Raw genomic sequence first — 14810 nt, forward strand, 5'->3', positions numbered from 1 at the left:
GACAGCAGCAATTTTGCTCGGCAGCAAACTCTAACCGCGCTTATCAGCAGTCTACCCAGCCTGTGTTATTGACCTCACACCAATTTAAATAAATGTACGCTAAGACTCAACGTGCGTTGAATACGTTGAGTTAGTTCCATAACTGGAAAAGCACAATTCAACTCAAAAGGCATGGTTATTGCCTAGAATTTAGGGATTATTCCTATTTTCTCTTTGGCGACGAGTTATTTTATACTCACAACGCTATCACGTAAAATCACTGAATGATGGTTTTACGCTGGAAGTGAATAATCTGAAAAACTTAATATCTCTAGGTATTAGCCTAACACAGCCAACCTGAATTTGAAGCTAATTTCTGGACTAAATTTAAAAATTTTTCATTGCTAACCGTCAACTTGAAGTTACCGTCAATGTGTGTTATTTTATTGACATCAAAGTTTTCGTTACTACGCAATTTATTAATTAACAAATTTAGCAAGAACTATTTAACCTTAAGATAGCCTCCGATTATAACACATTCATAATCTAATGTGTGAATAACGCAATAGATATTAAAAATCATCTTGCTGAAGGAAAACTTTGCGCTGACACTGGGTTATCTTAAAATTAAAGAATATGTAAACTTTCGTAACCTAAGTCAGAGTCCGCCCATCCATGACCCCAGCCACCTCCCTGTTTACCCCTGTGGAAGCAGACCTGCAAATACTAGCAGATAACCTTAAACAGCTAGTTGGAAATCGCCACCCCATTCTCTATGCCGCAGCCGAACATTTATTCGGTGCTGGGGGGAAGCGAATCAGACCTGCAATAGTGCTACTTATATCGCGGGCAACCATGCTCGAAGAAGATATTACCCCGCGTCACCGACGACTGGCAGAAATTACAGAAATGATTCACACAGCCAGTCTAGTCCATGATGATGTAGTAGATGAATCAAATGTTCGTCGCGGTGTACCGACTGTACATAGTTTGTTTGGTAATCGCATTGCTGTGCTTGCAGGGGATTTTCTCTTTGCACAATCGTCTTGGTATTTAGCAAATCTAAATAATTTGGATGTTGTTAAACTGCTTTCTGAAGTAATTATGGACTTAGCCGCTGGAGAAATCCAACAAGGGTTAAATCGTTTTGATGCTAGTCTTTCTACAGAAACGTACCTGCAAAAAAGCTATTACAAAACAGCCTCATTAATTGCCAACAGTTCTAAGGCTGCTGGATTAATTAGTGAAACATCCCTAGAAACTGCCGAACACTTGTACAGTTATGGTCGCCATCTAGGTCTTTCCTTTCAAATAGTAGATGATATTCTTGATTTCACCAGTTCAACAGACACCCTGGGTAAACCAGCGGGTTCTGACCTCAAAAGTGGCAACCTGACAGCACCAGTTTTATTTGCTTTAGAAGAAAAACCCTACTTAGAAGTCCTGATTGAACGAGAGTTTGCCCAGGCAGGGGATTTAGAGCAAGCACTGGCACTAGTCCATGATAGTAGAGGTATCCAAAGGGCGAGAGAATTAGCTGCTCACCATGCTAGGTTAGCCACCGAGTCTATTGGTGTTTTAGAACCATCAGCATCACGTGAAGCACTGATGAATTTGACCGACTATGTACTAAGTCGGCTCTACTAAAAAAAAGTTAAGGCGATTTAAGCAGGACTTACGCAACTGGAACATTGGTAGGGTGCGTCAGATATCAACAATCTGTTTATTTGCAGGATTTATACAGTCTGACGCACCCTACAACTACTAAGCAAAATTGAGGGCGATTTAAGATTTGGGATTGTGGATATTAAATTTCCTAAATCCCAAATTTAGTTAGGCAATATTGGGAGGAACTGTTTTTTGGGCTTTAAATTGCTGTAATTGTTGCTGGATCAGCTTTTCTAGCTCAGAACGCCGCACTTCTACAGTATTGGTTAAATTTCCTGGTGTTTCTATAAAAACTATGCTGTGTACTGGTTTCAAAGCTACCAATTGGAATAAAATTTGAGTAACATCCATGAGGGTTGGCAGCAAGTGAGGGTCACGCCCAGCATCTGAGATTAGGGAAACATCTTGTATGGTAGGGAAAGCGTAAATAACTTGCTTTTCTATTCCTGGATTTGCGCGATTGCTCAATGTAGTTAAAACCCAATCTTGCTCAGAATTTTGGAGAATAAAGTATTGGTAGTGGTTTAACTTTTGGGCAATGGCGACTAATACAGGGGCGATTGATACCATAATCTTTGGTGTCACGCCATCCTGGGGTGCATTGTCTATCAGCAATTGAATTTGTGCTTCTAAATCCATCATGATTTGTAAATGACTTTTGGATAATGGCTAAAACATGAGCAAGAAAATATCCCACTAAATTGGGATTTGTCAAGTTCAATCTGCTTATGCCACATATCCTCACTGTAAATTGGTTTGCGTTTGACTTGTACACAACAACCATGAAACTATTATCCAAAGTCTAACAAGTCGTGTCCAAAGTATGTTAGGGTCTTTTTGAGAACTGGGACTATGAATTCAACAGCAATCGCAACTAATCAGGGGAAAATTTCTATCAGCGTGGAGGTCATCTTTCAATTCCTATTTAGGGAACTTCAACAGTCAACTAAGGCTTCGGAGCAAAATTGTCACGATGTGTCGGTGAGAATTACTAACGAAGTTCTGCGAATTTGCAATGAAAGTAAACGCATTCAAACTTCCGGGTCTGTAGAAAGTTCAGCCATGAGCCTAGCTAAACATCGGTTACAACAGTGTATTCGATACTATCAGTTAGGTTCAAGTCGTGGAAGGATAGAATTACACAGCACACTGAGTGCTATTGTTTATCGTTATATTAATCCCCCTCACAAGCAATTAAGCTATCAAGGGCGGTTGACTATCATTGAAGATTTTCTCCAGAGTTTTTATTTGGAGGCTTTAAATGCTTTTAGAAGGGAAAACCAATTAGCTCCGACCTATCGCCCCCAGACTCTTTTAGAATTGGGAGAATACATGGCATTTACCGAACGATATGGTAAACGTCGGATTCCACTCCCCGGAAGGCAGCAACAGCTAATTATTTTGCGGGCGCAAACTTTTTCCAAGCAACAGCCTTTAGAAACAAGTGTAGATATAGAACAGGCATCAGAGGGTGGTAGTGGTGAGTTTGACGGTTCTTGGGAAGAACCAGCTATCCATCAATTGCGCTCGGCTATGGCTATGCAGCCCGAACCAGAAGAAGATACCCTGCGCTCGGTTGTGATTACTGAATTAATAGATTATTTAGAAGAAAAAGAACAATCTGACTGTGCTGATTACTTTGCTTTGCGTCTTCAAGATTTATCAGCACCAGAGATTGAGTCAATTTTAGGTTTAACATCTCGGCAGCGTGATTACTTACAGCAACGGTTTAAATATCATTTAATTCGGTTTGCTCTTTTACATCGTTGGGAATTGGTTCATGAGTGGTTGGAAGTTTCTTTACCCACTAATTTGGGTTTAACTCCGATTCAATGGAAAACTTATCTGGCACAACTAGATGATAAACAAAAGTCTATCTTAGATTTGAAGCAGCAAGGAAAACCTGACGAGCAAATATCTAAGATATTAGGCCTGTCAATGGCACAATTACAGAAACGTTGGTTGAAGATTTTAGAACAAGCTTGGGAAATTCGGAATTCTTTAGTGTCCGGATCTAGTGCATCTACCCATGAATGGTGACTTGTGAATCTTCACAAAATGATCAACTTGCTTGGGTATTGAAAAATCATAACTTCAACACTTACGGGTATAGCTTGTTATAATGTGAGGAAATTGACGGGGTAGATATTCATTTCAAGATGGTAGCCAAATTATTGGTGAACTCAGATTGATAAGAAAAGCCCCAAACCTTTCAATTGGGAGAAATTCCTACTGTGCAAGAACGTTTTCAAGCTATTCTTAAACGTCGTTTACAAGACCAAGTAGAAAAAAATCCGCCGTTGTTCCCTTGGGAAACACAATCAATGGAGTATCCCGACTGTGTAGAAGAACAATCTCTGGGTTTAGTTCCTGTTTGGGGGTGGACTGTCCACCAATCTAAGCTAAATTTGCCTATTCCTTTGCCTGAAAAAGTTTTTTGGCAATTGCTAGAAAAATGTCAGGTGTTATTGACATCTTCTTTACCTCTGGGAGCTAAGTTAGTTCAGGTGGTAGAAAGTATGTTCCCTACAGATGCTCAAGCTATTAATGATTTGGCTGGGTTAGTCCTGAGAAGCTCTTATCGTTCTGCTGATACTTTGACAGCTACGGCTGATGTTGAGAGTGATTATTTTGATTTATTGCCACGTCAACAAATGGCTTTGTCTTTAATGGCAGCCAAGCAGTTGTTGGAAAATTTAACTTTGCCAATTTCATTGACTCAGCCACTGGTAGAGAAACAATGGCTCACTACGGTGGGGACTTTGAGTATTCGAGTAGAATTACGGAATTTAGGTAAATTCATCAAGTTGACGGTTCAGGGTGAATTACCTACGCCGGGGATTTTACAACTCCAGGGTAATGATACTCAAGAATTTGTGAAATCTGAGACTTCAGAAATACCAGTTGTAGAGTTACAAATTGATAGAAATCAGCCAATTTATACTTTGGCAGTGGAGTTCCCTGAATTAGATCAACAGCCTTTGTTGTTGGCTATTCAGGTGAAAATCTAAGGTAATATTGCCTATCTAGGAGTTAGATGGGAGCAATAGACATCTCTAAAAAAGATGCTAGAGACATTCTATGGAACGTCTCTACAAGGGTTTCAGGTCAAGCATCTTTAATTTCTGGAGATGTCTAATGGCAACTAATGGATCATAATCTTGCTGAATTTCCTGGTTTTAAAACTTAGTTCTCTTTGCAATCAACAAGATCAATTCAATATTTAGCTATGAGCGGGATACTTGTACTCTCAGGGAGTCTGAAGCTAGGATAGGGGGGAAGTTGAAAACGAGATGATAGTTTTCTACCTAGTATAGTATCCGCAGCGTCTACATCATAGCTTTGCTTATTTGAAAATGTTTAATTTGTCTAGGATTAATCGGTTTTGGCGTTTACCGTTAGGTAAGCAGTGGCAACCAACTAGAGGAAAATCGCCAGTCAAAGAAGTGGAAGATTCGATTCCTTTGCGAGCGCTAGTGATGGTACTGGTAATTTTGGGGATTGTGGCTACGGATATTGCTGGTGAGACTCAATTTAGTCTGTGGACTGTTCCACTGACTGTGGTGGGAACGTGGTGGAGTTATTACCGTCGTCGTGATTCTAATATTCCGATCCAGTTTTGTATTGCGATTGGAATGTTGTTGGCTTTGGGGGCTTTTTTTGGGCGGTTTATTGGTAATTGGAATGATACTCGGCTAAGTTTGGCGGAGTTATTGATTCAATTGCAAGTATTACATAGCTTTGATACGCCTCGGCGGAAGGATTTGGGCTATTCGATTGTAATTGGGTTGATTTTGGTGGGTGTGGCGGCGACTTTGAGCCAAACTATGGCTTTTGCGCCTGTGTTGCTGTTGTTTTTAGCGATCGCTCTCCCCACTTTAGTGCTGGATTACCGATCTCGTCTAGGGTTCAAGCCATCAACTTCGGAAAAATCTGCCAAAAAGAATAATCCTAATTTCAATTTTAAGGTTCTAATTTTAAATTTTTTGGTGATTGTGGCTTTGGGACTGGGGATTTTTGCTATTTTGCCTCGGTTTCCTGGTTATCAACTGAGGTCTTTTCCTGTAAGTGCGCCGCTGAAAGTCCCAGATAATTTTACAGGCAGGAGTATTATTAATCCCGGTTATGTCCGTGAAGGTAAGGGTAATGGTCAAGGTAGTGGTAATGATAGTGGTAGAGGCTCAGGAATGGCTGGTGAACCAGGAAAATTAGATAATAATTTTTATTACGGTTTTAATAGCGAGATGAACCAAAATCTGCGGGGAGAGATGAAACCCAAGGTGGTGATGCGGGTGCGATCGCAAGCTGAAGGTTTTTGGCGCGTTCTAGCCTTTGACAATTACACAGGCAAAGGTTGGAATATTTCCCGTAATGATCAAGTTACCACTCTCAGACAATCACCTTGGACTGCACGCATTTCTATTGATCCTCCACCATTCACGACTCTCACCAAAGAGGTGGTGCAAACTTACAATTTGGTGTCGGAATTGCCTAACCTGATTCCAGCGATGTCCTATCCCAAAGGTTTGTATTTTCCCACTCCAGCCATAGCCATTGATCAGGAAGATGGTTTACGTGCGCCAGTGCAGTTGTCAGAAGGGCTAACATATACAGTTGTTTCAGATGTCCCTTACCGCGATCGCTCTTTATTGGTTAAAGCCTCAACTAAATACCCAACTAATATTAAACAGTATTATCTGCAAATCCCACCAAAAATTGCCGATAAAGTCCGAAAACGAACCGAAGAAGCACTGGCTAGTTATGATCAACAAAGGGTTTCCCGTTCTCCAGGGACTAAAAGCCTAGATTCGGCTTACGAAAAAGCTCTTTATTTAGCCCAGTATGTCAAACAAAATTACACCCTACCCACCAATCCCTTGGACTTGCCTTATTTGGATGAAAAGGATGATTTAGTAGAAAGCTTTTTATTCAAAAATAAAGGTGGTTATCCCGACCATTTTTCCACTGTATTAACGATTATGCTACGTTCTGTAGGTATTCCATCACGGCTAGTGGCGGGATTTGCCCCAGGAGAATTTAATCCGTTTACGGGGATGTATGTTGTCCGCAATACAGATGCCTATGCGATGACAGAAGTTTATTTCCCCAAGTATGGCTGGTTTACCTTTGATCCAATTCCTGGACATCCTTTGATTCCCCCTTCTATCGAAGAAGATCAAACTTTTAGTGTGCTGCGTCAATTTTGGAATTGGATAGCTGGTTGGTTACCTTCACCAATTACAGCTATTTTAAATACTGTGTTTGGGACGATATTTAGCTGGTTATTCCAAGGGGTAGCTTGGTTCTTAAGTTTATTTACTAAAGGTTGGTTAGGAATATTAACCGGCTTAATCGTGGGGACAATCGCCGCTTTCTTCGCTTGGCTGGGTTGGGGACAATGGCGGAAGTGGCTTAACTTGCGTTGGTTAAAGAAATTACCGCCTATGGAAAGACTGTACCAACAAATGCTACAATGGACTGCCAACAAGGGTTTAGGTAAGCATCCTAGTCAAACACCCCTAGAATATGCCCAGCTTGCATACCAACACCATTCTCCAGAAATAGCTGAGGTGATAGATGAAATCTGTCATGCTTATGTGAGTTGGCGTTATGGTGGACATACTCCCAACTACCAGCAATTACAACAAAAATGGCAAGCATTAAAGACTTCCAAATAAAAAAATAAATAAGTTGGCGTTAAACAATGAATATATGTAACGAAATGTAAATTCAACAAATACCCTATAAATATGTTATTTCAGGGTTTTTACCCACATTTAGTATAAGTAAATATACTCAAAGTATTTTTAAGGGCAGGTTATTTTGTCTCCGATATGATTTTTGGCGTTGCTGAATTGAGGTATGAAATTGAAAAATCAAAAAAAATGAAACTCTTACTCTCTGCGACTGGAGCGCCTCTGCGTGTTCGCGCAGCGTGCCGTAGGCATAATAAAATCATACTCTTAATCAGCAACGCCTGATTTTTTATCTTAAAATACCTGCTGAATGAGGAGTGCATAGGTTCTGTCCCTACAATTCTGCATATATCATAGGGAATATTTTTAGGAGATTTAGCGGATAATACAGCTAAAAAAAGCATTAATTATGAAAAAACTCTGGCTAACGTGGTTTAAATCGTTGTAACTACCATTCTTTAGCGATAACATGGGAATAAGTTTACTACGAGCTTTTCATTTTTCGTTTAGCTGAAATCTTTTTTATGGAAATTCAATTAATCAATATCGGTTTTGGTAATATCGTCTCTGCCAACAGAGTCGTTGCCATCGTTAGTCCAGAATCTGCTCCCATTAAACGGATTATTACCGATGCTAGGGATAGAGGTCAATTAGTTGATGCTACCTATGGAAGACGGACTAGGGCAGTGATTATTACTGATTCTAGTCATGTTATTCTCTCCGCGATTCAGCCAGAAACAGTAGCCAATCGGTTTGTCATTTCTCGTGATCATCATGTTGTAGATAATTAATCATCGGCATAATTATCAACCCAATTCTATTTGTACCATATCGGCTGTAGGATATGAATAGACTGGATTTCTGTCACCAGTGCTACAAATTCTTTAGTCTTGATGCTATTTTGAAGAGTGAGGATGAGAAATACTGGCGCAAAAGCTTATACCACAGGTATTTAACCATCTCAAGTCCCAAGTTCAAAATGGTATTAGTTATTTTAGTCGCTAACACAAGACTAAGGAATCATTTGTATTTATTAATTCACTCTTTTCACGGATAATGCAAGTCTTACCTACCCATAATGGTGCAAATACGAAAGAATGTCTGCCTCTGGGCAAACTAATTGTTTTAACCGGTCCGAGTGGAGTCGGCAAAGGTACATTAATGAATGAAATTCTCCGGCGTTATCCAGAATTGCATTATTCAGTATCTGCAACGACTCGTTCTCCCCGTCCGGGAGAAATCAATGGTAAAAACTATCACTTTATTAGTCGGAGTCAGTTTGAACAGTTAGTTACTCAAGGCGAATTTTTAGAATGGGCAGAATTTGCTGGTAACTGTTATGGTACACCCCGTGAGGCTGTGCTGAATCACGTTCAAGCTGGTAAGTTGGTGGTGCTAGAAATTGAGTTAGCAGGAGCAAGACAAATTCGTCATACCTTTCCTAGCGCTCTCAGTATCTTTATTTTACCACCTTCATTTGCAGAATTAGAAAAGCGGATACGCGGGCGCGGACAAGATGCGGAAGAGGCTATTTCTCTTCGTTTGCAACGTGCTGAAGAGGAAATTGTCGCTGCTAACGAATTTGATATAAAAATTATCAATGATGATTTTGAGCAAGCTGTAAAGGAAATAGAGAAGGCGATTTTTGAATAAATATCTGGTAATGGGTAATGGGTAATGGGTGATTGGTAAACAAATTCTCCCTCTTGCCTGTTCCCTCTTGCCTCTTGCCTCTTGCCTCTTCCCTAAATGGGTAATAGCCCAAATTAGCAACTATTACCCATTACCAGTCATCAAATTAACCCAATAAACCTTGGATTAATCCAGAATTACCTGTCAAGAAGAACGCAACTACTGCGCCACCGATACCACCAATTAAGAAAGCGCTGGCAAAATTATTCCAGCTTTCCTTAGAGTTGAAAGCATCAACAGGAGGATTGGGTACAGCAACACTAGCAAGAGCTTTATCAGGATTGCTATTAGCGTATAAAGATAGACAAGCAGTTAAAATTACAACCAAGCCAATACTGCCCAGTAAACCAGCTAAGTTAGCATTAGGGGCATTGCGTAAGGGACCTAACTTATCGAAAGGTCCAAATAACAAATAACCATGAGCCATACCAACTTCTAAACCACGTCTAAAAGGATTTAGACCGGGGCGATAAGCTGGTAAATTGCTAATAAACCACTTCACCAAAGGGGCGGAATTGATGGGGGTTTCTAGGTCGCCTTTTTGTGGGTCACGTCCTGCTGCTATTGCCATAACTATTGTTCGATTCCTTGAATCACTGTTGTTAGTTTTTTAAGGCATGAAACCCGTAAATTATAGTTAAGATTACGAGTTTCATACATTATTTAAGATTGTTTATTGCTAAACAATCCAGAAGAGAAAGCTAATTTACTTAGCTTTTCCTAACCGTGTTTTCAACCTATAGGGGGTGGAAAAGTAGGTCGGGGAAGAAGCGGTTAAATTCAATCAAAATCCCGGCTGTGATTGTTAGCCAGATTGTAGCCGCAACGGGGGCAGTAGAGATGAATGTCAGCAAGTAGTTGGTTTCGTCGCCTTTTTCAGCCATGAATTTAGTCTCCAGAATGAATAAGTGAAAACAAATGAATTAACGTGGCGAAACGGTAATTTCTGAATCCTTCGCTGTTAATTCGCCGGAGAGCAATTCTTTGATTGCTGCTGCTGGCCAAGCAAAACCGGAGGTGATGATAGGTAGGGCAAGACCCAAATCAATTTGGATTTCTTTTTGCTCCGCATTTGATTCTTTTTGGATTGCTTGGAGATAAGCACGGCCTACCCAACCAATCCAACCAGCAATGTAGAGGAAGAGAATACTAGGGATTAAAAAATCACCAGCATGATCAAGACGGCCATCTACAATCAAGTGGGGATAACCTTCTGGTCCACAGAGTGCCTGAGAATAACGTTCAAACCGCTTTTTACCTGATTCGGGGTCAGGGGTGGTGTTACGGGCATTTAGTGCTAGCTCTTGAAAGGCGGGAGAGTCTTTACAAGGAACAAGATTTGCGCCTAGTGCTTTAGCTTCAGGAGCAAAATTGAACCAAAGAGTCATCACCAAAAGCAAAGCAAACAATCGTCTCATGGAGTTGTTTCCTTTTATTACAAAACGAGAAGTTTCTTGTACAAAACGAAGCGGCTTGTACAGTCTTTATTTTAGATAACTAGGAAGTCATCATACTCTTGGCTGGGGACTGAGTAAAGTTGAAGTCAATAAAAGTTAAAGCTTCTCAATCAAAAGATAGGGAAAAGGGCAGGGGGCAGGGGGCAGGGGGCAGGGAGTAGGGAGTAGGGGAGTAGGGGAGTAGGGGAGTAGGGGAGATATGAGAGAATGTATATATTCCCTTGCCTTTTGCCTTTTGCCTCTTGCCTCTTGCCCCTTGCCTCTTGCCTCTTGCCTCTTGCCCCTTGCCTCTTGCCTCTTGCCTCTTGCCTCTTGCCTCTTGCCTCTTGCCTCTTGCCTCTTGCCTCTTGCCCCCCTTGCCTGTTCCCTGTTCCCTATTCCCTATTAATCTACTATGACAACCGTTTTGGCTATTGAAACCAGTTGTGATGAAACTGCTGTGGCAATTATTAAGAATCGTGAAGTATGTAGCAGTATTGTTGCTTCACAAATTCCTGTTCATCAACAATATGGTGGGGTAGTGCCAGAGGTGGCTTCACGTCAGCATTTAGAAACGCTGAATTATGAAATAGAGCAAGCGATCGCATCTAGTCACTTAGATTGGAGTCAGATTGATGGAATAGCTGCCACCTGTGCGCCTGGACTGGTAGGAGCGTTGCTGGTAGGATTAACGGCTGCTAAAACTCTGGCAATTGTCCATGATTTGCCTTTTTTAGGGGTGCATCACCTGGAAGGTCATATTTACGCGACTTACTTGAGTGAGCCAAGTTTAAATCCTCCCTTTCTTAGCTTACTTGTTTCTGGAGGTCATACAAGCTTGATTTATGTGAAAGATTATGGTATCTACGAAACCTTGGGAGAAACCCGTGATGATGCGGCGGGTGAGGCTTTTGATAAAGTGGCGCGGTTGTTAAAACTGGGTTATCCCGGTGGACCAATAATTGATAAACTGGCACAAACTGGCAATCCCCAAGCTTTTACATTACCGGAAGGAAAAATTTCTTTACCTGGTGGGGGTTATCATCCTTATGATTGTAGTTTTAGCGGATTGAAGACAGCAGTATTACGTTTAGTGCAGCAGTTAGAGAAAGAGGGCAAAGAAGTACCAATAGCGGATGTAGTGGCTAGTTTTCAGGATACTGTAGCGCGATCGCTCACCAAAAGGGCGATCGCCTGCGCTCGTAACTATAGACTAGATACCATTACCGTAGGTGGTGGTGTAGCTGCTAATAGTGGACTGAGAAAGCATTTACAAGCAGCAGCCAACAAACATAACATCCGGGTTTTATTCCCCCCCTTAAAATTTTGTACCGACAACGCCGCCATGATTGGCTGTGCCGCCGCCGAACATCTATCGCTTGGGAGAACATCACCCCTCACATTAGGAGTGCATTCCCGGCTCTCACTGAACCAAGTCATGCAATTATACGAAAATTAGTTCAGGAGGTAGGGGCGCAGGGCCTGCGCCCATTCAGGAGTTCAGGAGAAAGAAGAATTTTCTTAATGACCAATGACCAATGACCGAATATGTTCAGCTACGGCTTCTGGTTGCTCCAACATAGCCAGATGACCACAATCGGGAATTTCAATCACATTATCGCCCACGTATTGAAAAAGCCAATGAAAACTTGCTAAATGGCGGACATACTTAGGTTCCATCACCTTATCGTCAGCACCAGCTAAAAAATAGACTGGCTGTTTTAATTTGGATACTAATTGGGGTAGACAGTTAATTTCTTCTTCCGTAGTAGAGTCGAGAAGAGTTCCCAAAGCAGCTTCAGGGTCAGCAATAATAAAATCAATCAGTCGTTGACGCGCCCAATATCGGTCTAGAGGACGCAACACACTAGCTTTAGTAAACAACAAATCAATCCAAGGCATTTGTGAAAGCCAACGGGGACGAACCTGTAAAAATTTTTGCCCAGTGGCGCGAAATTGCTCAAAAGCTTCCTTCAGATAAATCCCACCACCGGCATTAATACAAATCACACCTTGAACACAATCAGGTAGTTGAGCCGCCGTCCATAGAGCAATAGTACCACCTAAGGAATGACCAACTAACCAAGCACTAGAAATATTCAGGTGTTGGAGAAGCACAGCCAAATCCTGAGCATAAGCATATGGAGAGTGCATAGAATCCAAAGACAAACTAACCATACTAGAGTCTGTAGCAGCCAGTTCTATATCTGATGTCACCTGAGACTGCGATTCGCCAAAACCTCGTAAATCATAAGATAAACACTGCAAATCTACCGATAAACGAGAAATCACAGGTTGCCAATATACGCTACTATTTAGCCAACCGTGGATAAATACTAAAGTATGGGGGCATGATGTGGGAGCAGTTAGCTCATAAGTATGTGGAACGCCTAAGATTTCTATTGTTGCCATAATTAAATATCGTACCCTCAAGGGTGGGTGCGACTCAATACAACTCAACACGAACAGAGAACCAAAAATTCAAAAATTAAAATTTTGAATTAAGCAGATAGACGTTAAATAAACAAAATGTGTAAATAAAAGTACAATTACCTAAAACCTCTTGCCTTGTCATAACAACAATTTTTAACGCCAACCTACTGAGCTAATTTTATTGATTAAGTAATCTATGTTTCACTCCTTCCGCGATTTTGTGACCTAAATATTCAGGAATGAGACTTTCATTCGGACCTAACAAATAAAGAATTAGTCGAGTCCGTCCGCGCCAAACTAGTAAATTGGCGTTAACCACCAGCAGGTCTTCTTGCCAGATAGCGTACATCACTTTATAGAATAATCCAGGTTGATTATCAGCTTCAATTACTAAAGCCGGAAGATGAAAAACAGGATCAACATAGAAATCAGTTTGTACCTGTTCCAAACCAGCATCAAGATTAAATTCTACAGCCAGCATTTCTTCTACCTCAAATGTGCCTGCTAACGCCTCACGAATGGCACGACAAACATTTTCAGCAGTTTTTTCAGTCAGTGCTTTATTGCCACGAGATACCAGTAATTTAATAAAAACCAGCATTGGTGGTCGAATTTGACCATATAAACTTAGACCGTGAATAGTTAAACCATAAGCTGCTAGGACACCAAAAATATCGCTCAAGAGGAAAGATTGATTGCGGTAGGCAAAATGAAGGGCGCTTTTGCTCCCTTCTGGCTTCATCTCAATAACAGCCCGTTTAGTTTTATAAAGACGGTATGCTAGGCGTAAATTTTGAAGTTGAATCTCACTGCTAACAAATTGCTCATAGAATTGGGGAAACGCCCGATTAAAGCGTTTCAGGAGTTCTAGAGTTGAAGATTTTAAACCAGAAGCCATTTTTGCGGGTAGGACTTGCTTGTTTTGTACAAACTGGGACAGGGGAGAAGAGAGGCAGGGGGGCAGGGGAGGGAAGAACAGAAGTTTTTCCCGATCATTACCCGTCAAAATAAATTTGACAGACCACTAGTCACGAAAATGAGAAAGATACTTGAATTTCGGAAAATTTTTGCCTTTGGTTCAGTTTTATGGAGTAGTGTCAAAACAAAATGCTAGAGTTGAGAGTGATTGGGAAGAAACACTTGATAACTAGCTGTGAGTATTGCAAATCGCTAAACCGCGTAGAATGTTTCTAGTGAATTAGCCGGCAATAATCATAGTGATGTTAAATGTGAATCAACACTTTTTAAAAGTGGAAACCAATTTTAGTCATACTACCCGAACTGCATTGGCATGGGTTTTTGGAAAACTTGGTTTAGCACTCCTGAATCTTTAGCGACAAATAAAAACACTGCTGTTAATGAGCATACAGCGGAAGTTGATGGTAATTCTAGTGTAGGTAAGGATCAAATCGTTTTCAGTACGGAAAGAGATATTGACCTTTATGAACTTGAAGAACTCTGTGATGCAGTTGGCTGGTCACGTCGCCCTCTTAGAAAAGTAAAAAAAGCTATTGAGCATAGTTTTCTCGTAGCCTCTATGTGGCAAGTGCGAGGAAACAAAAAGCGTTTGATTGGTTTTGCCCGTGCTACATCAGATCATGCTTTTAATGCCACTATTTGGGATGTAGTCGTTCATCCTGATTTTCAAAGTAGAGGACTAGGTAAGGCATTAATGAAATATGTCCTCAAAAAACTCAGGAGTGAAGAAATTAGTAATGTCACTCTTTTTGCCGACCCTCATGTTGTAGATTTCTATAAGACGATGGGCTTTATGTCAGATCCTGAAGGTATAAAAGGAATGTTTTGGTATCCTCAGTGATCAAGGTGGCTGGGGTGTGGGGATTAGGGAATTGAGGATATTTCCCTAAATCTGATTTTTCTGGATCATTTGGGTTTGCATTTATTA

At 40.9% G+C, this 14810-nt stretch carries 14 protein-coding genes; 8 read left to right on the top strand and 6 right to left on the bottom strand.

The window, feature by feature from the left end:
- Nucleotides 1-654 precede the first annotated feature (654 nt).
- The gene (gene sds / locus AA650_RS07670; protein WP_053538571.1) at nt 655-1626 is read left to right on the top strand and encodes a solanesyl diphosphate synthase; all 972 of its coding nucleotides are present in this window, start codon (nt 655-657) and stop codon (nt 1624-1626) included.
- Nucleotides 1627-1812: 186 nt separating this feature from the next.
- Here sds and AA650_RS07675 read toward each other — a convergent pair whose 3' ends face one another.
- Nucleotides 1813-2286 carry a hypothetical protein gene (locus AA650_RS07675; protein WP_053538572.1) on the bottom strand — a complete coding sequence of 158 codons (474 nt, stop codon included), beginning with the start codon at nt 2284-2286 and terminating at the stop codon, nt 1813-1815.
- A 213-nt stretch (nt 2287-2499) separates the two neighbouring features.
- On the opposite strand from AA650_RS07675, the gene hetZ reads away from it, so the two are divergent.
- The 5 genes from hetZ (at nt 2500) to gmk (ending at nt 8996) form a co-directional block, all read left to right on the top strand.
- Nucleotides 2500-3687: a heterocyst differentiation protein HetZ gene (gene hetZ / locus AA650_RS07680; protein WP_053538573.1), complete on the top strand. Its 1188-nt coding sequence runs from the start codon at nt 2500-2502 to the stop codon at nt 3685-3687.
- Between the two features lie 194 nt (nt 3688-3881).
- On the top strand, nt 3882-4658 hold the full coding sequence (locus AA650_RS07685; protein WP_234413338.1) for a PatU: 777 nt from the start codon (nt 3882-3884) through the stop codon (nt 4656-4658).
- Nucleotides 4659-5003: 345 nt separating this feature from the next.
- A complete protein-coding gene (locus tag AA650_RS07690; RefSeq protein WP_199924400.1) occupies nt 5004-7325 on the top strand; it encodes a transglutaminase TgpA family protein in 2322 nt (773 codons plus the stop codon).
- 542 nt (nt 7326-7867) lie between these two features.
- Nucleotides 7868-8134 carry an extracellular matrix/biofilm regulator RemA gene (gene remA / locus AA650_RS07695; RefSeq protein ID WP_015080662.1) on the top strand — a complete coding sequence of 89 codons (267 nt, stop codon included), beginning with the start codon at nt 7868-7870 and terminating at the stop codon, nt 8132-8134.
- Between the two features lie 265 nt (nt 8135-8399).
- Nucleotides 8400-8996: a guanylate kinase gene (gene gmk / locus AA650_RS07700; RefSeq protein ID WP_053538575.1), complete on the top strand. Its 597-nt coding sequence runs from the start codon at nt 8400-8402 to the stop codon at nt 8994-8996.
- 145 nt (nt 8997-9141) lie between these two features.
- Here gmk and AA650_RS07705 read toward each other — a convergent pair whose 3' ends face one another.
- The 3 genes from AA650_RS07705 to AA650_RS07710 form a co-directional block, all read right to left on the bottom strand.
- The gene (locus tag AA650_RS07705) at nt 9142-9606 is read right to left on the bottom strand and encodes a photosystem I reaction center subunit XI (RefSeq protein WP_039203683.1); all 465 of its coding nucleotides are present in this window, start codon (nt 9604-9606) and stop codon (nt 9142-9144) included.
- 166 nt (nt 9607-9772) lie between these two features.
- The gene (psaJ, locus tag AA650_RS26210; protein ID WP_039203682.1) at nt 9773-9919 is read right to left on the bottom strand and encodes a photosystem I reaction center subunit IX; all 147 of its coding nucleotides are present in this window, start codon (nt 9917-9919) and stop codon (nt 9773-9775) included.
- A 39-nt stretch (nt 9920-9958) separates the two neighbouring features.
- Entirely contained in the window at nt 9959-10453 is a 495-nt protein-coding gene (locus AA650_RS07710) for a Photosystem I reaction center subunit III (RefSeq protein ID WP_053538576.1), read from the bottom strand.
- A 433-nt stretch (nt 10454-10886) separates the two neighbouring features.
- On the opposite strand from AA650_RS07710, the gene tsaD reads away from it, so the two are divergent.
- Complete coding sequence (gene tsaD, locus AA650_RS07715) at nt 10887-11930, top strand: tRNA (adenosine(37)-N6)-threonylcarbamoyltransferase complex transferase subunit TsaD (RefSeq protein WP_053538577.1); 1044 nt, start codon at nt 10887-10889, stop codon at nt 11928-11930.
- 62 nt (nt 11931-11992) lie between these two features.
- Here the strand turns inward: tsaD and AA650_RS07720 are convergent, their stop codons facing one another.
- Both AA650_RS07720 and AA650_RS07725 read right to left on the bottom strand, forming a co-directional pair.
- A complete protein-coding gene (locus AA650_RS07720; RefSeq protein WP_039203158.1) occupies nt 11993-12883 on the bottom strand; it encodes an alpha/beta fold hydrolase in 891 nt (296 codons plus the stop codon).
- Between the two features lie 199 nt (nt 12884-13082).
- Nucleotides 13083-13802 (bottom strand): hypothetical protein, encoded by a 720-nt coding sequence (locus AA650_RS07725; protein WP_027402292.1) that lies wholly within the window; start codon nt 13800-13802, stop codon nt 13083-13085.
- A 393-nt stretch (nt 13803-14195) separates the two neighbouring features.
- Here AA650_RS07725 and AA650_RS07735 point away from each other — a divergent pair, with 393 nt between their 5' ends.
- Nucleotides 14196-14723 (top strand): GNAT family N-acetyltransferase, encoded by a 528-nt coding sequence (locus tag AA650_RS07735; protein WP_039203157.1) that lies wholly within the window; start codon nt 14196-14198, stop codon nt 14721-14723.
- The last annotated feature ends 87 nt before the right edge of the window (nt 14724-14810 follow it).

It is taken from the genome of Anabaena sp. WA102 (genome assembly GCF_001277295.1).
Lineage (GTDB): Bacteria > Cyanobacteriota > Cyanobacteriia > Cyanobacteriales > Nostocaceae > Dolichospermum > Dolichospermum heterosporum.

Coding starts and splice junctions, on each gene's coding strand:
- psaJ (WP_039203682.1), bottom strand. CDS start 9,919: ATGGCTGAAAAAGGCGACGAAACCAACTACTTGCTGACATTCATCTCT.
- hetZ (WP_053538573.1), top strand. CDS start 2,500: ATGAATTCAACAGCAATCGCAACTAATCAGGGGAAAATTTCTATCAGC.
- remA (WP_015080662.1), top strand. CDS start 7,868: ATGGAAATTCAATTAATCAATATCGGTTTTGGTAATATCGTCTCTGCC.
- AA650_RS07705 (WP_039203683.1), bottom strand. CDS start 9,606: ATGGCAATAGCAGCAGGACGTGACCCACAAAAAGGCGACCTAGAAACC.
- AA650_RS07675 (WP_053538572.1), bottom strand. CDS start 2,286: ATGGATTTAGAAGCACAAATTCAATTGCTGATAGACAATGCACCCCAG.
- sds (WP_053538571.1), top strand. CDS start 655: ATGACCCCAGCCACCTCCCTGTTTACCCCTGTGGAAGCAGACCTGCAA.
- AA650_RS07690 (WP_199924400.1), top strand. CDS start 5,004: ATGTTTAATTTGTCTAGGATTAATCGGTTTTGGCGTTTACCGTTAGGT.
- AA650_RS07735 (WP_039203157.1), top strand. CDS start 14,196: ATGGGTTTTTGGAAAACTTGGTTTAGCACTCCTGAATCTTTAGCGACA.
- AA650_RS07725 (WP_027402292.1), bottom strand. CDS start 13,802: ATGGCTTCTGGTTTAAAATCTTCAACTCTAGAACTCCTGAAACGCTTT.
- gmk (WP_053538575.1), top strand. CDS start 8,400: ATGCAAGTCTTACCTACCCATAATGGTGCAAATACGAAAGAATGTCTG.
- tsaD (WP_053538577.1), top strand. CDS start 10,887: ATGACAACCGTTTTGGCTATTGAAACCAGTTGTGATGAAACTGCTGTG.
- AA650_RS07720 (WP_039203158.1), bottom strand. CDS start 12,883: ATGGCAACAATAGAAATCTTAGGCGTTCCACATACTTATGAGCTAACT.
- AA650_RS07710 (WP_053538576.1), bottom strand. CDS start 10,453: ATGAGACGATTGTTTGCTTTGCTTTTGGTGATGACTCTTTGGTTCAAT.